The organism is Cryobacterium sp. TMT2-15-1, assembly GCF_004402345.1.
Classification (GTDB): Bacteria; Actinomycetota; Actinomycetes; order Actinomycetales; family Microbacteriaceae; genus Cryobacterium; species Cryobacterium sandaracinum.
Genome location: NZ_SOGD01000024.1, coordinates 24,463 through 46,989 on the forward strand (window position 1 = coordinate 24,463; position 22,527 = coordinate 46,989).

Genomic DNA, 22,527 nt, shown 5'->3' on the forward strand with positions numbered 1-22,527 from the left:
AAGATCTGTTCTGGGGTGACCCTCGCACCGCCATACGATTGATCTGCAGGACCGACGAGCTGGAGGCAATCATGACGACACTGGTGGGGTTTTCGAGCAAGTACGGTGCCACCGAGGGAATCGCCGAGCGCATCGCCCGCAAACTGCGGGAGGCAGGGCAAGATGCCGTGGCCCGGCCGGTCGCATCCGTTGACCAGGTGGACGGGTACGACGCCTTCGTGATCGGCAGTTCCGCCTACATGGGGTCGTGGCGCAAGGACGCGACGGAGTTCGTGCGGCGCCACCAGGAACTGATCACGGCGCACCCGGTGTGGCTGTTCAGCAGCGGGCCGCTGGGCACCGCGGGCAAGGACGCCCAGGGGCGGGATCTACTCAAGGAGAGTGAGCCGAAGCAGTTCGAGGAGTTCGGCCAGTCGCTCCAGCCGCGCGGAATGCGGGTGTTCTTCGGTGCGCTCGACCCGGCCGTGCTCGGCCGCCGGGACAAACTTGTGCGGCGCATCCCGAGTGGGCGCGAGCTGCTGCCCGAGGGTGACTTCCGCAACTGGGTCGCGATCGACGAATGGGCGGCGGAGATCGCCCGGGAGCTGTCCGTCTAACTCCCCAGCAGGCTGCGGATGTCGTCGGCCGTGAGGTTTCCACTGAACCCCGGCGCATCCGCTGGGGCGTCGCCGAGCACCTGGTCGAAGAGCTCGGCCTTCTGTTTCTGCAGGGCCATGACCTTCTCCTCGATGGTGCCGGTGGCGACCATTCGGTAGACCATCACGTTCTTCGTCTGGCCGATGCGGTGGGTGCGGTCGATGGCCTGCGTCTCGGTGGCCGGGTTCCACCATGGGTCGAGCAGGAAGACGTAGTCCGCCTCGGTCAGGGTGAGGCCGAACCCGCCGGCCTTCAGACTGATCAGGAACACCGGCTCACTGCCGGTCTTGAACCGGTCGATCACCTCGGAGCGGCGCAGGGTGGACCCGTCGAGGTAGCAGTAAGGGATGCCCCGGGCTTCGAGCCGCGCGGCCGCCTTCTTCAGGAACGACGTGAACTGGCTGAAGACGAGCGCACGGTGACCTTCGGCGACGACGTCACCCAGCTGTTCGAAGAGGGCGTCCAGTTTGCTGGACGACACTCCGGTGTACTTCTCGTCGACCAGGGACGGGTCCAGGCTGAGCAGCCGCAGCAGGGTCAGCGAGCGGAACACGATGAACCGGTTTTTGTCGAGGTCGTCGATCAGGCCGAACAGCTTCTGCCGTTCCCGCTGCAGGAACGTGTCGTAGAGCGCGCGGTGCCGGGGGTTCAGCTCGATCTCAAGCACCTGCTCCTGTTTGGGCGGCAGCTCGGGGGCGACGACCGCCTTGGTGCGACGCAGCAACAGTGGGCGGATGCGCCGGCGCAGCCGCGTGAGCACCTCGGGGGTGTCGCCGCGGTCGATCGGGCGCACGTACTCCTCCGTGAACCGCCGAAGAGAGGGGAACAGGCCCGGTGCCACGATCGCGAACAGGGCATGCAGCTCGAGCAGGCTGTTTTCCATCGGTGTGCCCGTGAGCGCGAGCTTGAACGGCGTCGTCAGGTCGCGGGCGCACAGGTGCACCCGGGTGGCACGATTCTTCACGAATTGTGCCTCGTCCAGGATCAGCCCGGCCCAGCCGTGCGCCTGGTAGGCCTCGAAGTCGAGACGGAACAGCGTGTAGGAGGTGACGACGACGTCGGCGCCGGCCGCGGAATCCGTCAGCGGGATGCCGCCGGCCGCCTCGGTGCCTGTGATCACCCGAACGTCGAGGCCGGGCGTGAAGCGGGCGGCCTCGGAACGCCAGGTGGCGACGACGGATGTCGGGGCGACGACCAGGACCGGCCGCCGCTGGGCCGGCTCGGCCGGGTGGGCGGTCGCGTGCGCCAGGAGTGCGAGCGTCTGCAGGGTCTTGCCGAGGCCCATGTCGTCGGCGAGGATTCCGCCCAGCTGGTGCTGCCAGAGGAAGGTCAGCCAGGTGAAGCCCTGCGCCTGGTATGGGCGCAGGGTGGCGTGCACGGCGGCCGGCAGCGGGGCGGGCGGGGCGTGCTCGGCGTCGTCGGCGCCCTTGGACAAGCCGATCAGCCCGGACACGGCCGCCCGCCACGCCACGGCCTGCTCGGTGTCGTCGGCGAGGTCCTCGAAGTCGCTCCAGAGGGCAGCCTGGTAGCGGCTGATGCGCAGGCCGGTGTCCCATTCCTGCAGGGCGCGGGCCTCGGTGATCAGCTCGTGCAGGCGCTCGAACGCCGGCTGCCGCAGCGACAGATAGCTGTTGTCGACCAGCAGGAGCTTCGCCTGCCCCTTCGCCAAAGCCTTGAACAGCGGGCCGAACGGCACGCTCCGACCATTGATCGTGACGATCACGCCCAGGTCGAACCAGTCCCGCTGGTCCGTCTCGACCGTGCTGATTGTCAGCTCAGGAGTCTCGGTCAATTCGCGGTAGTCGGGCCGGGTGCCGCGGATGTCCACGCGTGCGCCGGGCAGCGTCTCCAGCCGCGGGAGCGCACGTTCGGCCACCTCGGCCGCATCGATGCCGCGCAGCGTGATCGATGTCGCGGCCGGGCCTGCGCCGGTGTGGCCGGCCTCCTCGAGGAGGCGCCTGGCCCGCTCGTGGATGACCCGTTCGGTGGGCTCGTCGCGGCTTCCGTACGAGGGAGACGAAGACGTGGACGTGGACGTGGACGTGGGCGTGGATGTGGACGTGGATGACAGCACGGGCAGCTTCTTCAGCAGGGCACCCTCGCGGTACTCCCAATGCCAGGCCAGCTCCAGCGCCTGCCTCGGCCGGAACCAGGCGGTGAGCACGAGCAGAGGTGGGTCGGCCTGGGGGAAGCGCACGGAGCCATCCGTGCTGGTCACCGGCAGGGTACGCCGCAGCGCCGGATAGAAGTCGCTCAGGAACTCGGCCGTCTCGTCGGCAGGCACGAGAACCGTGCCGGGCGCACCGAGCAGCCGTCGCTGCTCGGCGGTGAGCGGACCGTCGACGGTCGGGGCCAGGGTGAACATCGGGCGCGGCCCGAGGGCATAGCCGTAGATCCCGTGGCCGCCGATCGCCCCGGAATGCTCGGGGGGATGCGGGGTGCCGTCAAACAGGAGCCGGGTGGTCAGGAGCAGACCCTGGGTGCCGGCGGCGTTCCGGCTTGCGTCGAGGCTCACGTGGGCCGCGCGGCCCACGCTGACCGTGGCATCCTTCGTGCTGCCCACGAGACGCAGCCCCAGGGTCTCGGCCTCGTCGAAGAGGGTCCAGAGCAGCGGGCTGGCGAAGTCGTCGAGGTAGATCCAGTCCGTCTCCTGGCTGGTGTAGACGCCGCGCACGGCCCGGTGCAGGGCCAGGATCTGGCTCAGCCAGCGGTGGTGCTCACGGTTGAGGTTGAGGCGGTTGCGGTGGAAGCCCAGTTGGTTCCACGCCACGTCCGCGCGCACCCAGTTGCCGCGGGCGCTTCGGATGACCGGGCGCACCCCGAGCCGGATCTCGCCCTGCCCGGGGCGCACGTTCGTCACCGGCCGGGCCGTCGCACCTCGCCAGCGGTCGTTCGTGCGGGGCGTCTGCTCGCGCAGCTCGAATTGGAGGCCCATCGGAACGGGCGGATCGGCGGTCCCACCCGGTTCGCAGGGCGGGGGTCCCGCGATCCGCTTCCAGTCCACCCGCGCCGGGGGAGACCCGGCGTCAGACATGGCTCCATGCTCTCATGTGGGCAGCGCGGTCGGAGCGCAGTGTCCGCGGTTGAACCGATTCGACGGAGAATGCGCCGGAAAACTGCTGAGGCTCACACAGCTACCGCGGTGACCGCTGCTTCCCTCGACGGATGCGCCCTGGCGGCATCGATGATCCAGGCGAAGTCGAACGCCGTCTCATGCCAGCGGCTGTACCGGCCGGACACCCCACCATGGCCGGCCGACATCTCGGTCTTCAGCAGAACATCCGCTCCCACCTCGCGCAGCCGGGCCACCCACTTGGCCGGCTCGACGTAGAGCACTCGGGTGTCGTTGAGGCTGGTCACGGCGAGTATCCGCGGGTACTGCGTGTCGCGCACGTTCTCCACGGGGGAGTAGCCGCGCATATACGCGTACACCTCAGGGTCGTGCAGCGGGTCGCCCCACTCGTCCCACTCGATCACGGTCAGCGGCAGCGATGGGTCCAGGATCGATGTCAGCGCGTCCACGAACGGCACCCCGGCGAGGATGCCCGAGAACAGTTCCGGGGCCAGGTTCGCCACGGCGCCCATCAGCAGGCCGCCGGCACTCCGGCCCTCGGCGACGAGCCGGTCGGGACTGGAGTAACCCTGGTCGATCAGGTGCCGGGCGCTGTCGACGAAGTCCGTGAAGCTGTTGCGCTTGTGCAGCTTCTTGCCGTTCTCGTACCAGAGTCGACCCAGCTCGCCGCCGCCCCGCACGTGGGCGATCGCAAAGATCATGCCGCGGTCGAGCAGGCTGAGCCGGGCGATGCTGAACGACGGGTCGATGCTGATCTCGTAGGAGCCGTAGCCGTAGAGCAGGGTCGGGGCGGGAGTTCCCGGAGCGACCAGGTCGCGCCGGTAGACGAGGGAGATCGGGATGCGCGTGCCGTCGGCGGCGGTGGCCCACTCGCGGCGCTGCTCGAACAGGGTCGGGTCGTAGCGGCCGAGCACGGGCTGCTGCTTCAGCAGCCGGCGCTCGCCGGTGGCGACCACGTGGTCGTAGACCGTCGACGGCGTGACGAAGCTGGTGTAACCGAGACGGATGGTCGGCGTGTCCCACTCGGGATTGGCCGACGTGCCCACGGAGTACAGCGGTTCCTCGAAGCCGAGCTCGACGAAATCGAGTTCCTCGTCGGGTGCCTCGGCGCTCACGGCAACGCGGGTGAGCCCGTCCCGCCGGTATTCGGCCACCACGAAGTCCCGGAATGCGTCGACGCTCTCGAGGCGCACGGCCGTATCGTGGGGCAGCAGAATCCGTTTCTCACCCCGCGGGTCGGCGACGGAGACGCTGACCAGCTCGAAATTGACCGCGTGGTGGTTGTGCACGATCAGCAGGCGATCCTCGCCGCCCAGCACGGCGTGCTCCACGTCGTACTCGACGCCGTCCAGCCGCGGCCAGACCAGGGCGAACTCGCCGGTCGGGTCGACGGCGTCGAGCAGCCGGGTCTCGGTGGTCACACTCGAGCCGGCCTCGATCAGCAGGAACCTGCGGCTGCGGGTGAGGCCGATGCCCACCCAGAAGCGCTCGTCGGGTTCGTGGAAGACCGACACGTCGGCGGCGGCCGCGGTTCCCACCTCGTGCCGCCACACGGTGTCGGGCCGCCAGGCGTCGTCCATGGTCGTATAGAAGATGTAGCGGCCGCTCGGGTCGAACAGTGCCCCCTCGCCGGTGTTCGGGATCTCGTCCGCGAGGTCCTCGCCGGTCGCGATGTCGCGAACGCGCAGGGTGTATCGCTCGTCGCCCTCGGTGTCGACGGCGTAGAGCAGCCGGCTCTCGTCGCCGCTCACGTCGGTGCTGCCGAGCGAGTAGAACTCGTGGCCGGCCGCCTCGGCGTTGTCGTCGAGCACGAGCTGCTCGTCCGGGAGTCCGGCGGTCCCGCTCGCCTGCCCGCTGGTCTGTTCGGGGATCTGTTCGGGAAGCACCGGCGGGGTCCAGTCGTCCGGCGCGGAGATCGGCGCACGGCAGTGGATGCCGTATTCCTTCCCCTCGACCGTGCGGGTGTAGTACCACCAGTGGCCCTGTCGCACCGGAACGCTGAGGTCGGTCTCCTGGGTGCGGCCCCTGATCTCCTCGAAGATCTGCTCCCGCAGCAGGGCCAGGTGGGCGGTGTGGGCATCCGTGAAGGTGTTCTCGGCGTCGAGGTGTGCGATCACCTCGGGGCTGTCCTTGTCGCGCAGCCATTCGTAGTTGTCGGTGAACACGTCGTCATGGAAATTGCGCTGCTGTGGCTTCTGCACCGCGCGGGGAGGAGTGGTCATGAGTCATAGCGTAGTTCCGTGAGGGCGCAGACTTGAGGGGTACCAGCCCAGAGACGAATGGAACCACAATGACGCAGCCCGGAATCGCCCCGCTCGAAACCTCCCGAGAGGAGGCCCTGCAGGGGCAGGTCTTCCAGGCGGTGCTCTTCGACATGGACGGCACCCTGGTCGACTCCACTCAGGCGGTCACCCGGTCCTGGCTGCGCTGGGGTGCCGAGGTCGGCCTCGGCCCGTCGTTCACCGGCCCCGAGCACGGGGTGCCGGCGCGTCAGATGATCGCGACCCTGGTGCCGGAGGAACTGGTCGAGACATCCGTCACCCGGCTCACCGAGTTCGAACTGGCCGACACGGCTGGTGTCAGGATCCTGGCCGGCGCGGCGGAACTCATGGCGAGCATCCCCGAGGCCCGCCGGGCGATCGTCACGTCCTGTGCCCGGCAGCTGTGCCTGGTGCGCCTGGACGCCGCCGGCTTCCCTGCACCGCTCACGGTGGTGACCATCGACGACACCAGCCGCGGCAAGCCGTTCCCCGAGCCGTTCCTGCTGGCGGCCGAACGCCTCGGCGTCGACCCGGCCCGCTGCGTTGTGGTCGAGGATGCCCCAGCCGGCCTTGCCGCCGCCCGCGCCGCCGGCTGCGCCACGATCGGCGTCGTCGGCACCCATCGGGCCGCCGACCTGGAGGCCGACCTGGTGGTCTCCGGTCTCGACCGCCTGCGCGTGTCCGTGCAGGATGACGGAGTGGTCTTCCACCTGGTGACCGAGCAGTAGCAGCCCGGAGCAATAGCGTCCGGACTCAGCGCTCGTAGATCTCCAGCGGCAGCCCGTCGGGGTCGCGAAAGAAGAACATCGCTTTGCCGGTGTTCGGGTCCACCCTCAGTTCCTCAACCTCGACGTGCTTACCGATCAGCTCGTCGCGCGCGGCCGGCACGTCGTCGACCTCGAACGCGAGGTGGCGCAGCCCGAGCGCTTCCGGGCCGCTCTTCCGAGGCGGGGTGTCGGGAAAAGAGAACAGTTCGATCAGGTAGTGGCCGTTCAAGGCAAGCTTGCCCATCCACGACCGGCGCGCGGCCCGGAAGTATTCCGCTTCGAGCGTGCAGCCGAGAACGTCGAGGTAGAAGGCCTTGGACACGTCGTAGTCGCTGGCGATAATGGCGATGTGGTGCACTCCGTTGATGCGCATGCGGCAGTTTCGCATACTCCAGGGGGCGGAGGAGGTCAGGATGAAACCGTCGATTATCACGCTAGCTGATCGTTGGGAGACCGAGATGAATAAGAGCAGCGATCCACTGCGTCAAACGGTGGTGCTGGTGAGCGCGATCCTGGCCGTCGTCGGATCGTTCATCGGGTCCGGGGCCGCCGGCGGAACCCCGATCCAGAACGCGTCAGGCGGTGCGCTCGCCGCCGACGCGACCCCGATCGCCCCCGACGGGCCGGCCTTCGGCATCTGGACCGCGATCTACCTCGGCCTCATCGCCTACGCCCTGTGGCAATTCATGCCGGCGCAGAAAACGGATGCCCGCCAACGCGCCCTGGGCTACCCCATCGCCGCGTCGCTCGTGCTGAACGCCGTCTGGATCCTGAGCATCCAGTTCGACCTGCTCTGGCTCAGTGTGCCCGTGATCGTGCTTCTGCTGGTCGTGCTGATCCGGGCGTTCCAGCTCACGCTCCGCACCCGGCCCAAAAACCTGATTGAGACGATCGTCGCCGACGGCACCGTGGGCCTGTACCTGGGCTGGGTGGCCATCGCCACCGCCGCCAACGTCACCGCGGTGCTCGTCGTCTCCGGCTTCGAAGGCTTCGGCCTCAGCGCGGACCTGTGGGCGGTGCTGGTCATCGCCGTCGCCGGGCTGGTCGGCGTGTTCCTCGCGCTCTACGGCCACGGCCGCCTCGCCCCGGCCGCGTCGCTGTGCTGGGGCCTGGCCTGGGTGGCCGTGGCCCGGCTGGCCGGCACCCTGCTCTCCACTCCCACGGCGATCACGGCGATCGTCGCCGTGGCCGCCATCCTGATCGTCACCATCACCGTGCGCGTGCGCACCTCCACGTCCTCCACGTCCCGATCGTTCGCCGCATGAGCGATCCGGCCACCCTGCCCGTCACCCCGGCGGGCGTCACCCCGGCGCGGCGGCGCTGGGCCGGTCTCGTCTTCATCAGCGTCGCCGTCGCTCTGATCATCGTCGATTCCACGATCATCAACGTGGCCATCACCTCGATCGTCGACGACCTGGCGATCACCTCGACCCAGGTGCAGTGGGTGTAGGAGAGCTTCACCCTGGTCTTCGCGGCCCTGCTGCTGGTGTTCGGAACGCTCGCCGACCGGTTCGGTCGACGGCGCATCCTGATTCTCGGCGCAATCGTCTTCGCCACAGCCTCCGTCTTCGCGGGAGCCCGTCTAGCTGCGTGTCCCTGACGGCCAGCGGGTTTCGAGGATGGGAGGATCCCGGGCTCCGCCGTGGGTCAGGCCCGGCCGAGCCTGCGCGTGTGGCCAACTCAGGACATCCGTCGCCCGCATTGCCCGGCTCCCGCGGACCAGTGCGGAATTGGTGCGGATGTCCGTCCCGGCCGGACGGATCTCCTGAGTTGGCCACAAGGCCCGCCAGAGCCGCAGCCGCACAGCTGCGCTCTGCATCCCCCGCGACCCCGCGCGTCACCCCACCCGCCACCCCGTGCTCCACCGCGCAGCCCGAACGAATCCGACGGGGATTTTGCCCACGACCCTCCCAAAGAGCCCGTAAACCCGTTTTTTCCTCAAAATCCGTCGAATTGGTTCGGGGCGGCTCGGCGGCATCCGTCGCGGCGAGTGGCGAGGCCAGGATCGGTCGACCCGGACCTGCCCCTAGATCTCGGAGTCGTCCACCGGCCCCGGCCGCGCGGACGTCGGCTCTATGCCGCCGTTCGTGGTGCCGGCAGCGGCGGCGTTGGCCTCGCGCTCCAACCGGGCTGCGCGGCGGCTCGGTTGCGGCTTTTGCACGGACAGCTCCCCGCCCACGCGACCGCCGTAGGGGCGGCCGTGGTCGGCGTACTCCTCACGGAAGTAGGCCATGCGCCACGGACCCATCTCGATCCGGGCGCCGGTGCGCAGGACCTGCCCATCGTGCTCGTCCGGCCGGTAATTTCGCTTGGCTCCGCCGGAAACGTCGCCGAGCGGATACAGAACGTACTCGTCGTTGTCGTCGTGGCGGATTTCGGCATGGAACGGTTGCAGACCGGCCAGCTGCAGGTCGGCATCCGGGGCCGAACCGATGGTGGTGACCGTCGGCAGCAGATCGAACTCGCGCGGCATCTGACCGTTCCAGTTCTCCGAGCCGATCACGAAAACCAGCCGGGGCCGGCCTGCCCCCGGTGTGTAGTGCGTCGTGGTCACCCGGCGACGGATGCGCCGGTCGAAGGTCGGCACCAATGGCAACAGGGTGCCCGGCGGCAACGGCAGGGTCAGGCCCGCTTTCGGTGCGGTACTGCGCCGCCGCAGAAGCGGAACCAGCGCGGCCCGGCTGCCGAGCGTGATGTGCGACGAACCGGTCAGCAGGCGCTGGATGACGGGTGCCTTGACGGCTCCCAGCCGGATGATCAGGCCGTCGGGGCCGGACACGGAGACGGTCAGGCCGCGTTCGGCCAGGGCGCCGGCCAGGCCGCGGAGCTGCTTCAGCTTCATCGTGCTGGTGCGCACGAACATCTCGGGCTTGCTGGAGAAGATCTCGACGTCGAGGCCGCTGGCCGTGATTGTTCCGCCCATCTGCTCGGCGCCGGTCGCCTCCGTGGTGTCGCCCGGTGTGCCCGGCTCCGCGAGGGAGAACTCCAGGTCGATGTCCAGGCGGGTGGTGGGGCTCATGACTACTTGGTGAGCGGTTCGGTGCCGGAACCCTCGCTCGTGGTGACCCGCAGGGTGCCGTTCAGCTTCCAGGTGGCACGGGGGGCGTCGGGGCCGATGTCGCGAGGCACCTCCACGGTCATGTCGATGAAGCTGTAGTTGATGGCGGCGCTCTTGCCGGTCAGGTAGGACCACATCTCCTTGCCGAGGTCGGTCCAGTCCTTAATGTTGTGGGCGTCGGGGCCGGTGGCGTTGGCAGTGGGTACGGGGTTCTGGCTGTCAGTCACGGTGTGTTCCTTTTCGCTTGGTTGCAGGGAAACGGCACTCGGTCGTCGCACATCGGGCCCGCAATCGGCCAGAATCGGATCAACGGTGAACCGCAGCGCGGACAGCCATCAGGAGCCTCGTCTGCCGCGTGTAGGCCAACCCTAGTTGAGCACGGCTGCAGGGGGAAGGGCGCGGCACCCCCTGTTCTGGTCGGTGGTCTCCGCTAGCCTCGAAACCACCGTGACCAGCGCTTCCGGTGTGGTTGTGCGGGCGCAAAAAGGAGATCAACGTGTTCCTATCAGACTCCGCCACCGTTGGCTACTCGGCGAGCGACCTCAGCGCCGCGGCCGCCTGCGAGTGGGCACTGTTGCGCAGACTCGACGCGAAACTGGGACGCATCGACGCCGCCCCGGCAGCCGCTGACGCCATGCTCCAGCGCACCGCCGAGCTGGGCGACGCCCACGAACTGCGGATGCTCGAACAGCTGCGCGCGACCCGCACCGTCGTCGAGATCGAACGTGGCGACCTCGTCGACATCGGTTCCGCCGTTGAAATGAGCGAGGCGGCCCTGCGCGCAGGGGCCGAGGTGGTGTTCCAGGCCGCGTTCTTCGACGGGCGATTCCTGGGCTACGCGGACTTCATCATCCGCACCGGGAGCGGCGACCAGAGCGACCCCGCCGACCATGCCGCGACCTACGAGGTCTACGACACGAAGCTGGCACGCTCGGCGAAGATCACGGCGCTGCTGCAGTTGGCGGCGTATAGCGACCAGTTGCAGCGGATGGGCATCCCGACGGGGGAGAACGTGCACCTTCTGCTCGGCGACGGCCGCACGAGCTCGCACCGGTTGCAGGACATCCTGCCGGTCTACCGCGCCCGGCGCGCCCGCCTCGAGCGGCTGGTCGACGAACGCCTCGCCGACCCTGCACCCACCCCGTGGGGTGACCCTCGCTACGCCGCCTGCGGCCGCTGTGACCTGTGCGAGGAGCAGGTGCAGCAGCACCGGGACGTGCTCCTGGTCGCGAACCTGCGGCTCAGCCAGCGTGCCCGGCTGCGCTCCGCGGGCGTCCGCTCCATCGACGACCTCGCCGCGCGGCGCGAGCCCGTCCCCGGTTTGTCAGACGCCACGCTGGCGACCCTGCAGGGGCAGGCCCGGCTGCAGATCGCCCCCCGGGCTCCCGGCCGGCCACTGAACTGGGAGATCATCAACCCGGCCGCCCTCGCGGCGCTGCCCGCACCCGATGCGGGGGACATCTTCTTCGACTTCGAGGGTGACCCGCTCTACCAGGAGGCCGGCAACGGAGCGTGGGGGCTGGACTATCTGTTCGGTCTGGCCCTGCCGGACGATACCTTCCGCACCTTCTGGGCGCACGACCACGCCGAGGAACGTCAGGCCCTGATCGACTTCCTGGAGTATGTGCGGGAGCGCCGTTCGCGGCATCCGGGGCTCCACATCTACCACTACGCCCCCTACGAGCGCACCCACCTGCTCGGCCTTGCCGCCCGGCACGGGGTCGGCGAAGAAGCGGTCGACGACCTAGTGCGCCGGAATGTGCTCGTTGACCTCTACCCGATCGTGCGGCAGGGCTTGCGCATCGGCAGCCGCAGCTACTCGCTCAAGAAGCTCGAACCGCTCTACATGGGGCTCGAGGAACGCGAGGGCGTGGCCAACGCCGCCGACTCGATCACCGAATACGTGCGCTCGCGCACCCTGTTGGCCGCCGGCCAGACGGATGCCGCGGAGCAGATTCTCACGGACATCGCCCGTTACAACGCGTACGACTGCCGTTCCACCCTGCGCCTGCGCGACTGGTTGCTGGCCCGCGCGGCCGAGCAGCCGGGCGCCACCGCAGCGTCGCCGGCGACCCTGGCAGGCGTGCCCCTGCCGGTGCGGGAACCGGACCCGGTCTACCTGGAACTCTCCGCGCTGCTTGCCGACGTTCCGCCGGCCGAGCGCACCGCCGACCAGACCGCGCTCGCCCTCGCCTCGGCGGCGATCGACTACCACCGGCGGGAGCAGAAATCATTCTGGTGGGACCACTACAGTCGCCTGGGCGCGCCCGTGGACGACTGGGCGGACACCAGGGACGTGCTCATCGTCGAAACAGCAGCCCTGCACCTGGGCTGGCACCGGGAAGGCCGCCAGTCGCTCGACCGCCGGGTACTGCGCCTGACCGGGGCACTCGCGCCGGGCAGTTCGCTCAAGGTCGGGCAGCAGCCGTTCCTGCTCTACGACCTGCCCTACCCGCCGATCAGCCGCAGCGACGCCCCCGGAGTGCGCACCGCGCACAACAGGGCGACCATCATCGACGTGATCGACGAGTCGGTCTATTTGGTCGAGGAGGTGCTCGAACGCGATGCACCCGCCCACCGGGAAATGCCGATCGCCCTCACCCCCGGCACTCCGCCGCCAGCCGGTAGCCAGGTGACCGCGATCGCGGAGTGGGGCCGCGCCGTGCTCTCCCGGTGGCCGGAACCGCTGCCGGACGCGGCCTTCGACCTGCTGCGCCGACGCCCGCCCCGGTTGCTCGGGGCAAGCGGCCCGACGCAGCCCCTGGTGCAGCCACCGGCGCGCCCCGGCGACGGCGAGGGTGATGGTGAAGGGGATGTGCGCACCGCCATCCGGGACACCCTGCTCGTGCTCGACCGGTCCTACCTCGCGGTGCAGGGCCCGCCCGGAACCGGCAAGACCTTCGTCGGCTCGAGGGTGATCGCCGACCTCGTCGTGCGGCACGGCTGGCGCGTCGGCGTCGTCGCGCAGTCCCACGCCGCGGTCGAGAACATGCTCCGCGCCGTACTCGCCGCCGGAATCGACGCGGGGCTGGAGCCCGGCCAGGTCGGGAAGAAGGCGAAAAAGGGCGACGAGACAAAGCCGGTGCCGTGGACCCTCCTGGATACCAAGACCTTCGCCCGGTTCACCGGCCAGTCCGGCGGCTGGGTGCTCGGCGGCACCGCCTGGGACTTCAGCAACGCCGACCGGGTGCCGCGGGGCTCCCTCGACCTGCTCGTGATCGACGAGGCCGGCCAGTTCTCCCTCGCCAGCACCATCGCAGCTGCCGTCGCGGCCGAACGCCTGCTGCTGCTCGGCGACCCGCAACAGCTGCCGCAGGTCAGCCAGGGCACGCACCCCGAACCGGTCGACGGCTCGGCTCTGGGCTGGCTCAGCGACGGACACCAGGTGCTCCCGCCGGAATTCGGCTACTTTCTGAAGACCAGCTGGCGCATGCATCCGAGGGTCTGCGCTCCGGTGTCGGCGCTGTCCTACGAGGGGCGGCTGCGCTCGCACCCCTCCGATCGCCGACTCGAGGGAGTGGAGCCGGGCCTGCACCCGATGCCCGTGCCGCACCGGTTCAACTCCACCTCGTCGGTGGAGGAGGCCGAAGCCGTGGTCTCACTGGTGACCGGTCTGCTCGGCCGACCCTGGACATCCGGTGGCCGGTGCGCATCGCTGGCGCAGGGCGACGTGATCGTCGTGGCGCCCTACAACGCGCAGGTCGAGCTGCTTCGCCGCCACCTCGTGCAGGCCGGTCTGGGTGACGTGCCGGTGGGCACCGTCGACAAGTTCCAGGGCCGGGAGGCGGCGGTCGCCGTGATCTCGCTTGCCGCCTCCGCGGCAGAGGACGTGCCGCGCGGCCTCGAGTTCCTGCTCCTGGCAAACCGGCTCAACGTGGCCATCTCCCGTGCCCAGTGGGCGGCCTGGCTGGTCTACTCGCCGGCCCTGACCGAGACCCTGCCCTCGAGTGTGGAGAGTCTGGCCCAGCTGAGCGCGTTCATCACCCTGGTCACGCCCGCCCGGGCCTGACTCCGGCGTCGAAGCCTGACCCACGAAAAGGCACCCTCACTCCGGCATGATTCGCGCGGATTGAAGGTGCCTTCGGTCGGGGGTGCTACTCGGCGTCGAGGTCCGTTTCGAGGAGCTTGACGAGGGATTCGAGAGCCACATCGGCTCCGTCGCCCTCGGCGCGCAGCACAACGATGTCGCCATTGGCGGCACCCAGGCTCATCAGCGACAGGATGCTGGAGGCATCCATCGCGTCCTCGGCCGGGTCGGTCTCGAGGGCGATGGTGACCTCGAGGGTCAGGTCGCCGACGGCCGCCGCGAAGATGGATGCGGGGCGTGCGTGCAGGCCGACGCGGCTCGCGATGGTGGCTTTACGTTCGGACATGGTTCCTCCTAATTGGTGCCCGGCGAAGGGGTGGCTCGCCGGCGATGATGCGATGCGACGTAGATCCGAAGCGGCTAGAGACCCAGCTCTTCAAGTATGGGCAATCCGGCGCGCACGCGGGTACGCGCTTCGTCCGAATTACGGGCCGAAACGGCGATCTGGGCAAGTTCCTGCGCCCGTTCGAGCGTCACGGACTTCAACACGGCGCCCACGGCGGACATCGACCGGGCCGTCATAGACAGGGTGTTGACACCCAGCCCGACGAGCACGACGGCGAGAACCGGGTCGGCGGCGGCTTCGCCGCAGACGCCGACGGGCTTGTTGTGGCCCTCGTCTATCGCCCCCGCGACGGTGAGCTGGATCAGCTGAAGCACGGCGGGCTGCCACGGCGAGTTCAGCGCGGCGAGGGTGCCGAGCTGACGGTCGGCGGCCATCGTGTACTGGGTGAGGTCGTTCGTGCCGAGGCTGACGAATTCGGCTTCGGTCAGGATGCTCGCGGAGCGGAGCGCCGCGGAGGGAACCTCCACCATGACGCCGGGGGTCTTCAGCCCGGCGACGCGGCACATGGCGGCGAAGTCGGCGGCCTCGTCGACCGTGGCGATCATCGGTGCCATCACCCAGACCACGGCGGAGGAGGCCTGTGCTGCGGTGGCGATTGCCGTGAGCTGGCGCTTGAGCACGCCGGGGCTGGTCAGGTCGGTGCGGTAACCGCGCACGCCGAGCGACGGGTTGGGCTCCGTGCTGTCGGTGAGGAACGGCAGCGGCTTGTCGGCGCCCGCGTCGAGCGTGCGCACGACGACCTTCTTGCCGGGGAACGCGTCGAACACGCCGCGGTAGGCCACGACCTGCTCGTCGATAGTGGGCTCGATGTCGCGCTCGAGGAAGCAGAACTCGGTGCGGAGCAGTCCGACGCCCTCTGCGCCGGCGGCCGCGGCCTTGACCGCGTCAGCGGCCCCGCCCACGTTGGCCAGCAGCGGAACGAGGTGGCCGTCGGCGGTGGTGCCGGTGCCGTCGAACACGGACAGGCTGGCTGCGACGTGCTCCCACGCCGTGACGGCGGTGCGCTCGTCGTCGCCGGGGTCAACCTGGAGGGTTCCGGCGGCGCCGTCCACGTAGACCTCGGTGCCATCGGTGAGGGCGTCGACGCCGACGGCGGCGACGACGGCCGGCAGGCCGAGGGCGCGGGCGATGATCGCGGTGTGCGACTGCGGTCCGCCGCCGCTGGTGACCAGGGCGAGGATCTTGTTCGGGTCGAGGGTGGCGGTGTCGGCCGGGGCGAGGTCCTCGGCTACGAGAACGAAGGGCTCGTCAGACTGGGGGATGCCGGGGGCGGTGACGCCGCGCAGCTCGGCGACGATCCGGGCCCGCACGTCGAGGACATCCGTGGCCCGCTCGGCCATGTAGCCGCCGAGGTTGTGCAGCATCTCGGCGACGGATGCGCCGGACTCCCAGATCGCGCGTTCGGCGGATGTTCCGGTAACGATTAATTTCACTGCAGCTTTTATCAGCATCGGGTCGGTGGCCATCAGCGCGGTGGCTTCGAGAACCGACTTGCTGGCGCCCGTGGCGGCTTCGGCGCGACGCTGAAGCTCGGTTTGCACCACCTTGGCGGCCGTCCGCAGCTCTGCCGTTGCGACTTCGGGTGTAGTCGCCGCATCCAGGCGTTCACCTGCCGGGGGTTCGCTGATCGGTTTGGGCATCTGGCGAACGGATCCGATGATCCGGCCGGGGCTTACGCCTACACCAGTGAAATTCTGCACGGGACAACCTCTATTCTTGCGCAGCAAAAATACTGCGCTATTGATGCTACGCGTCGGCCGCCCCGATTTTCTCGGAGCGGCCGACGTGCGGTTAAGCGTTGACCAGGGCGGGCGCTGCTGCGTCCGCGGTGACCAACGGTGTCTTTCGAGCGTATCGCTTCAGCGCGATCACCAGGATGGCCGTGACGACGGTTCCAATCGCGATCGCCAGAGCGAAGAGTGCGAAGCTGTCGATGGCGAAGAAGACGAACATTCCGCCGTGCGGGGCCTTCGAGGTGACGCCCCAGGCCATCGAGAGAGCACCGGTCACGCCGGCGCCCACCATGGAGGCCGGGATCACGCGGAGCACGTCTGCGGCAGCGAACGGGATGGCGCCTTCGGAGATGAACGACGCACCCAGGAGCCAGGCTGCCTTGCCGTTTTCGCGCTCGGCGACAGTGAACAGTCGGCGGTCGAGCACCGTGGCCAGGGCCATGGCGAGCGGCGGAACCATGCCCGCGGCCATGACCGCGGCCATGATCTGCCACGGAGCCTGGTTGGCCATGGTTGCGGTGCCGAGACCGGCGACGGCGAAGGCGTAGGCAACCTTGTTGACCGGTCCGCCGAGGTCGAACCCCATCATGAGGCCCAGGATCAGGCCGAGCAGGATGGCGGAGGCGCCGGTCATGCCGGACAGCCACTCGTTCAGGGCGGTGGTCAGCAGCGCAATGGGGCCACCGAGCACGAGGAACATCAGGCCCGAGGCGACGATCGACGCGACCAGCGGGATGATGACGACAGGCATCAGGCTGCGAAGCCAGCGCGGCACGTCAAGCTTGTTGAAGCTGGCGGCTGCGACACCGGCCAGCAGACCACCGGCGATGCCGCCGAGGAAACCGGCACCCATGAACCCGGCGACGGCACCGGCGACGAAACCGGGGGCGATTCCGGGACGGTCGGCGATCGCGTAGGCGATGTACCCGGCCAGGGCCGGAACCAGGAAGCCCATCGACAGCGCGCCGATCTTGAAGAAGACCGCTCCCAGATAGGTGAGTATGCCGCCTTCCGGCAGGTTGAACAGGTTGTTCTCCAGGGTGACCGTGTCGGCGACCTCGGTGATCTCGTAGCCTCCGAGGAGGAATCCGAGGGCGATCAACAGACCTCCACCGGCGACGAACGGGATCATGTAGCTGACACCGGTGAGCAGGGCGCGCTTGACCTTCTGCCCGAAGTGCTCGCTGGTCTCCTCGGCCTCGGCCGCACCGACGGTGCCGCCGACGCGGCGGGCGTTGGGGTTCTGGGCGGCGGCCAGGGCATCGTGGATGAGCTTGGCCGGTTCGTCGATGCCGCGTTTGACGGGCACCTGGATGACGGGCTTCCCGGCAAAGCGCTCGCGACCGCGAACGTCGACGTCGACGGCGAAGATGACCGCGTCGGCCGCGGCGATGACGGCCGGGTCGAGCATCGTGAGGCCGGCCGAGCCCTGGGTTTCGACCTGCAGGTCAACGCCGGCGGCCTTCGCCGCGGCAACGAGCGATTCGGCGGCCATGTAGGTGTGCGCGATGCCGGTCGGGCAGGCGGTCACAGCGACGATGCGCTTGACACCGGCGGATGCCGCGGGCGTGCTTCCGACGTCGGCGCCGGCGACGCCGCCGGCGGCCACGGGAGCGGGGGAGACGACGCTGGTGACCAGTTCGACGATTTCGGCCTGGGTCTTCGCGGCGCGCAGCGCGGCGGTGAAGGGGGCCTGCATCAGCGAGCGGGCGAGCTTGGCCAGGATCTTGAGGTGTTCCTGGTCCGCGCCCTCGGGAGCGGCGATCAGGAAGACGAGGTCCGCGGGACCATCGGCGGCGCCGAAGTCGACCGGCGAAGTCAGTCGGGCCAACGCCAGCGTCGGCTCGGTGACGGCTGCCGAACGGCAATGCGGGATGGCCAGGCCGCCGAGGATGCCGGTTGCCGTCTTCGCTTCGCGAGCGAGGGCATCCGCGTAGAGGCTCTCGATCTCGGTGGCGCGGCCGGCGCCGACGACGAGCTCGGCAAGATGCCGGATTACGCTCGAGGGTGCGGCTCCGAGGTTCTTATCCAGAGCGACAAGCTCCGGGGTGATCAGTGCACTCACTGGACATCCTCCTTTGGATGGGTGTTGAGCGACGTCAGGGTGACATCGCCCGGTCTGGTTTGGTGCATTGCCGGAACGGTTGATCCGGGCAGGGACGCGGCTGCGGCCCCGTGGGCTGCGGCCTGGCGGAGAGAGTCGGGGGCGGAGCCGCCGGCGATGCTGCTGAGCAGGTAGCCGGCCAGGGAGGAATCGCCGGCTCCGACGGTGCTGCGGGCGACGATCGGCGGCGTTTTCGCGAGCCAGGCGCCGTCTTCGGTGACCAGCACGGCACCCTGGGAGCCGAGGGTGGCCAACACGGCGCCAACGCCGGTGGCGACGAGACGCTCGGCGGCGCGGGCCACGAGCACCGGATTGCCCTCGAGGCTCTCCGGGTCGCGGATGCCGGTGAGCTCGGCCAGTTCTTCGGCGTTGGGCTTGATCAGGTCCGGTCCGGCCGTGACGGCGGCGGCGAGGGGTGCGCCAGACGAGTCGACGGCCACCCGAGGGGCGCTCGCGCCGAACCGGGTGCGGAGCTCCCGGGTGATGTCGGCGTAGAAGTCGACGGGCACTCCAGGCGGCAGCGATCCGGCCAGCACGAGCCAACTGGCACCCTCCGCCTTCTCCATCACGAGTTCGATCAGGTCGCTCTGCTGCGCGGCGGTCAGTACCGGTCCGGGTACGTTCACCTTGGTGGTGGTGCCGTCGATCTCGGTCAGCGCGATGTTGCTCCGGATCGTGGCGCCGATCGGCATGCCGAGGTGGGGCACCCCCGCGGCCCGAAGGGCCACCAGAACGGGGTCCAACTCGTCGCCGGGGAGGATGGCGAGGCTCAGGATGTCCGAGGCCTTGAGGGCGCGAACGATGTTCACGCCCTTACCGCCTGGTTCCTCGCGGGATGAACCGGCGCGCTGAACTTCGCCGCGGGCCAGCGGGGCGCGGAGCTCGATGGTGCGATCCAGGCTCGGATTCGGGGTAAGCGTGATAATCACGCGATCACAACCTCAACGTCGGCCGCGGCGAGGGCTGCGGCAAGTTCATCTGATGGGAGAGCGTCCGTGATCAGCACGTCCATGTCGCCCAGGGCCGCGAAGCGGATCAGGGTTTCCTTGTCGAGCTTGGAGGAATCGGCCAGTGCGACAACACGACGGGCCGAACGGACGATGGCTGTCTTCACGGCGGATTCAACGGCATCCGGAGTGCTGAAACCGAATTCGGCGTGCACGCCGTTGGCGCCGACGAAAGCGATGTCGGGCCGCAACGAATCGAGCTGGGCGATGGTGCTGGGACCGACGACGGCGCGGGTGAGGCCGCGCACGCGGCCGCCGAGGATATACAACGAGATGGCGTCGTTGCCGGCGAGTTTCGTGGCGATCGGCACCGCGTTGGTGATGACCAGGAGTTCGTCACCGGGGGCTGCCGGGGTCCAGTCGAGCAGGAGGTCGGCGAGCAGCTCGGTCGTGGTGCCGGCATCCAGCAGGACGGAGCCGGTCTGGCTCGAGGGAATCATGGTGAGGGCGGCGGCCGCGATGCGCTGCTTCTCGTCCTGCCGCTGCGTCTGGCGTTCCTCGAGGCTGAGCTCGGACATGCTCTGCCGGTCGAACGCGACTGCGCCGCCGTGAACCCGGCGCAGCTGGCGGGCGCCCTCGAGGCTGTCGAGGTCGCGCCGCACCGTTTCGGGGGTGACATCGAAGCGGGAGGCGAGATCGCTGACCGTGACCCGGTTCGAACTGGTGACCAGATCGACGATCAGGGCCTGACGTTCTTCGGCGAACATGGCGACCTCCTCGACGCTGAGTGGCCGAAACCACGAATTTGTAGAATATAAAAACTTTACCTGTGTTTGTTTTTGTTTGTCAAGAAAAACAAAGACAAACAAAGAACTTGCTGCCCAGTGTCGACCGGGCTCGCCCGGTGCTGCCCGGTGCCGCCGGGTGTCGGCCGTCGGCGATAACGTGAATGGCATGAAGATCCTGCACACGTCCGACTGGCACATCGGGCGAACCTTCCACACCCATTCGACCCTGGATGCCCTGCGTCAGGTGCTGGATGCGCTGGTGGAGGTGGTGCGGCAGCGCCGGATCGACGTGGTGGCGGTGGCCGGCGACATCTTCGACTCGGCCATGCCGTCGGCCGAGAGTTACACGCTGCTCGCGGCGGTGCTGCGGGAAATCAAGCAGGCAGGGGCCACGGTGGTGATGACCAGCGGCAACCACGACTCCGCCACCCGCCTCGGCTTCCAGGCGGAGTGGGCCGCACTCGCGGGCGTCCATGTGCTGACCCGGCCGGAGCATTTCCTCGAACCGGTCACCGTGCCGGACGAGCACGGGCCCGTGCACTTCTATGGCATCCCCTACCTGGAGCCGGCGCTGGTCCGGCACCTCAGCGTCTTTCACGGGCCGGCAGACGAACCGCTCAGGACCCACGAGCAGGTGCTCACCGTCGTGATGCAGCGCATCCGCGATGACCTGGCCGCGCGCGGCGGGCGATCGGTGGTGCTCAGCCACTGCTTCGCGGCGGGAGTGCCCGCGGCCGCGGCGGCCGATGCCGTGCGGGACATCACCGCGGGCGGCCTCGATCTGGTGCCCGTGTCGGTCTTCACAGGACCGGACTACGTCGCCCTCGGCCACATCCACGGGCGAGCCCACCTCACCGACCGCGTGCGCTACTCGGGAGCACCACTGCACTACTCCTTCTCGGAGGCCGGCAAACCGCGGGGCTGCTGGCTGGTCGAGCTCCAGGGCGGCCCTGCCGCCGACATCGAATGGATCGAGCTTCCGGTTCCGCGGCGACTCAGCGTGCTCACCGGCGAGATCGAACAGCTCCTGACCGATGACGCCTGGGCCGAGTTCGAGCCCGACTGGGTGTCGGCCATCCTGACCGACCAGGTGCGTCCCCTCGACGGCATCCGGCGCCTGCAGAAACGATTCCCGCACTGCGTCACGCTCGAGCATCGGCCCGCTGTCGTCGTCGACTCGGATGCCGTCAGCTACGGTGAGCGCATCGACCGCCAGAGTGACCGCGAGATTGTCGCCGGGTTCCTCGAGTTCGTGCGCAACGGGGTCGGCCAATCCGATTTCGAACGCGACCTGGTGGCGGAACTCCTCACCGAGGGTGACCTGAGGGAGCTGAGCCGATGAAGATCAAACGTCTGCGGATCGCCGGATTCGGCCCCTACAAGAACGAACAGGTGATCGACTTCGAGCGCTTCGATGCCGATGGAATCTTCCTGATCACCGGCAAGACCGGGGCCGGCAAGTCCAGCATCCTCGACGCCGTCTGCTTCGCCCTCTACGGCAGCGTGCCGCGCTATGAGGGAACGGAGTCCCAGCTGCGCAGTGACCACTGCGAACCGGATGACCCTACTTTCGTGGAGCTGGAATTCGCGCTGCACGAGAACGACTACCGCATCTATCGCACACCCAGGTACGAGAAGAACAAGAAGCGCGGCCCGGGCACGACCATGTCACCGCCCGACGCGCGCCTCGACATCCGTGACCTGCACGACGACCGGGACACCCCTGAGGGCTGGCGCAGCGTGGCGACCCGTCCGGTCGACGTCGGGCATGAGCTCAGCCGCATCCTGCCGCTCAAGCAGGACCAGTTTCTGCAGGTGATCCTGCTGGCCCAGAACCGGTTCCAACGGTTCCTGCTGGCCAAGACCGATGACCGGCGAGGGGTGCTGCGTACCCTCTTCGGCACCGCCCGGTTCGAGCATCTCGAACTCGGGCTGATCAGCCGGCGCAAGTCGCTCGATGATGCGCTGGAATCCGTGCGCCAGCGCCTGGCCGGCCTGGCGGCCACCGCGTCCCGGCACTTGCAGCGCGAAGACCTGCCCGGCAACGACTCCGATGACGCGCCCGGCAGTCGCGACCGGACCTGGTTCGACGCCGCCCTGGCGGAGCTGGACGAGCTGCTGGCCGAGGCGTCGGCGGGGGCCGACCGGGCCACGTCGGCGCTGGAGTTGGCCGCCGCAAACGTGCAGGCCCAGGAAGACCTGCGCAGCCGGCAGGACCGCCGCAACGAAGCTCACTCGGCCCTGGTCGTTCTCGAGGCCCGGCAGGGGGCGGTCGCCCTTGACCGGGCGGCCGTGCTGGCCGCGAACCGGGCGTCCCGCGTGTGGCCGGCGCTCCGCACGCGTAGGGAGGCGGAGGAAGCGCTCGAACGTGCCCTGATCGGCGAATCGTACGCGCACGGCGCCTGGCGTGAGTATCAGGACGACCCAGGTCTGGTGGAAACGACGGAGAGCCTCAAAGCCGTCATCGAGAATCTCCTGGGCCGGCTCGGATCGTTGAAAGACGTTCTCGACGTCGAACGGCTGCTGCCCGGCATCGAGGCCAATATCGTGACGCTGCAGGAGGAGCTCGCCCTGCACGTGGCATCCGTCGCGCAGACCCAGGCGCTCCTGGACGAGCTGCCGGACCGGCTGGACGAGGTCGACGAGGCCCTGGCGGCGGCGGCGCTGGCGGCGGCCCGCGAACCCGAGGCGCGCGCCCAGGCGGAGCGGCTGCGGGCGGCCGTGGAC

16 protein-coding genes and 1 pseudogene are annotated in these 22,527 nt (G+C 69.0%); 7 read left to right on the plus strand and 10 right to left on the minus strand.

What is annotated here, in order from left to right; translation table 11 throughout:
- The first annotated feature begins 71 nt into the window (after positions 1-71).
- Positions 72-596 (plus strand): flavodoxin domain-containing protein, encoded by a 525-nt coding sequence (locus E3O62_RS05530; RefSeq protein ID WP_134393564.1) that lies wholly within the window; start codon positions 72-74, stop codon positions 594-596.
- Here E3O62_RS05530 and E3O62_RS05535 read toward each other — a convergent pair.
- Together E3O62_RS05535 and E3O62_RS05540 are read right to left on the minus strand one after the other, a co-directional pair.
- The gene (locus E3O62_RS05535; RefSeq protein ID WP_134397817.1) at positions 593-3,670 is read right to left on the minus strand and encodes a DEAD/DEAH box helicase; all 3,078 of its coding nucleotides are present in this window, start codon (positions 3,668-3,670) and stop codon (positions 593-595) included. The genes E3O62_RS05530 and E3O62_RS05535 overlap by 4 nt on opposite strands.
- 92 nt (positions 3,671-3,762) lie before the next feature.
- Positions 3,763-5,931, minus strand: a complete 2,169-nt coding sequence (locus E3O62_RS05540) for a S9 family peptidase (protein ID WP_134397818.1) — start codon at positions 5,929-5,931, stop codon at positions 3,763-3,765.
- 68 nt (positions 5,932-5,999) lie between these two features.
- Between E3O62_RS05540 and E3O62_RS05545 the strand changes: the two genes are divergently transcribed.
- Entirely contained in the window at positions 6,000-6,698 is a 699-nt protein-coding gene (locus E3O62_RS05545) for an HAD-IA family hydrolase (protein WP_134393567.1), read from the plus strand.
- Positions 6,699-6,723: 25 nt separating this feature from the next.
- Here E3O62_RS05545 and E3O62_RS05550 read toward each other — a convergent pair whose 3' ends face one another.
- Positions 6,724-7,110, minus strand: a complete 387-nt coding sequence (locus E3O62_RS05550) for a VOC family protein (protein WP_104169668.1) — start codon at positions 7,108-7,110, stop codon at positions 6,724-6,726.
- 40 nt (positions 7,111-7,150) lie between these two features.
- Between E3O62_RS05550 and E3O62_RS05555 the strand changes: the two genes are divergently transcribed.
- Both E3O62_RS05555 and E3O62_RS05560 read left to right on the plus strand, forming a co-directional pair.
- The gene (locus tag E3O62_RS05555; protein ID WP_241973340.1) at positions 7,151-8,002 is read left to right on the plus strand and encodes a tryptophan-rich sensory protein; all 852 of its coding nucleotides are present in this window, start codon (positions 7,151-7,153) and stop codon (positions 8,000-8,002) included.
- Positions 7,999-8,310, plus strand: a pseudogene (locus E3O62_RS05560) (MFS transporter); the annotation flags it as partial. The gene E3O62_RS05555 and the pseudogene E3O62_RS05560, both read left to right, overlap by 4 nt.
- A 453-nt stretch (positions 8,311-8,763) precedes the next feature.
- On the opposite strand, the gene E3O62_RS05565 reads toward E3O62_RS05560, so the two are convergent.
- Together E3O62_RS05565 and E3O62_RS05570 are read right to left on the minus strand one after the other, a co-directional pair.
- Positions 8,764-9,756, minus strand: a complete 993-nt coding sequence (locus tag E3O62_RS05565; RefSeq protein WP_174720109.1) for an FHA domain-containing protein — start codon at positions 9,754-9,756, stop codon at positions 8,764-8,766.
- 2 nt (positions 9,757-9,758) lie between these two features.
- Positions 9,759-10,022, minus strand: a complete 264-nt coding sequence (locus E3O62_RS05570) for a hypothetical protein (RefSeq protein WP_174720110.1) — start codon at positions 10,020-10,022, stop codon at positions 9,759-9,761.
- Positions 10,023-10,291: 269 nt separating this feature from the next.
- Here E3O62_RS05570 and E3O62_RS05575 point away from each other — a divergent pair, with 269 nt between their 5' ends.
- Entirely contained in the window at positions 10,292-13,804 is a 3,513-nt protein-coding gene (locus tag E3O62_RS05575; protein WP_134397819.1) for a TM0106 family RecB-like putative nuclease, read from the plus strand.
- Positions 13,805-13,889: 85 nt separating this feature from the next.
- Here E3O62_RS05575 and E3O62_RS05580 read toward each other — a convergent pair whose 3' ends face one another.
- The 5 genes from E3O62_RS05580 to E3O62_RS05600 form a co-directional block, all read right to left on the minus strand.
- The gene (locus E3O62_RS05580; RefSeq protein WP_134397820.1) at positions 13,890-14,168 is read right to left on the minus strand and encodes an HPr family phosphocarrier protein; all 279 of its coding nucleotides are present in this window, start codon (positions 14,166-14,168) and stop codon (positions 13,890-13,892) included.
- Positions 14,169-14,242: 74 nt separating this feature from the next.
- Complete coding sequence (ptsP, locus tag E3O62_RS05585; protein WP_134393572.1) at positions 14,243-15,928, minus strand: phosphoenolpyruvate--protein phosphotransferase; 1,686 nt, start codon at positions 15,926-15,928, stop codon at positions 14,243-14,245.
- Positions 15,929-16,019: 91 nt separating this feature from the next.
- Positions 16,020-18,026 carry a fructose-specific PTS transporter subunit EIIC gene (locus E3O62_RS05590; RefSeq protein WP_134397821.1) on the minus strand — a complete coding sequence of 669 codons (2,007 nt, stop codon included), beginning with the start codon at positions 18,024-18,026 and terminating at the stop codon, positions 16,020-16,022.
- Positions 18,023-18,994, minus strand: a complete 972-nt coding sequence (locus tag E3O62_RS05595) for a 1-phosphofructokinase family hexose kinase (protein WP_134397822.1) — start codon at positions 18,992-18,994, stop codon at positions 18,023-18,025. The genes E3O62_RS05590 and E3O62_RS05595 overlap by 4 nt, the downstream gene beginning before the upstream one ends.
- Positions 18,991-19,779, minus strand: a complete 789-nt coding sequence (locus E3O62_RS05600; RefSeq protein ID WP_134393575.1) for a DeoR/GlpR family DNA-binding transcription regulator — start codon at positions 19,777-19,779, stop codon at positions 18,991-18,993. The genes E3O62_RS05595 and E3O62_RS05600 overlap by 4 nt, the downstream gene beginning before the upstream one ends.
- A gap of 187 nt (positions 19,780-19,966) precedes the next feature.
- Between E3O62_RS05600 and E3O62_RS05605 the strand changes: the two genes are divergently transcribed.
- Together E3O62_RS05605 and E3O62_RS05610 are read left to right on the plus strand one after the other, a co-directional pair.
- Positions 19,967-21,142, plus strand: a complete 1,176-nt coding sequence (locus E3O62_RS05605; RefSeq protein WP_134397823.1) for an exonuclease SbcCD subunit D — start codon at positions 19,967-19,969, stop codon at positions 21,140-21,142.
- A partial coding sequence (locus E3O62_RS05610; protein WP_134397824.1) for an AAA family ATPase occupies positions 21,139-22,527 on the plus strand: 1,389 nt, incomplete at its 3' end. The genes E3O62_RS05605 and E3O62_RS05610, both read left to right, overlap by 4 nt.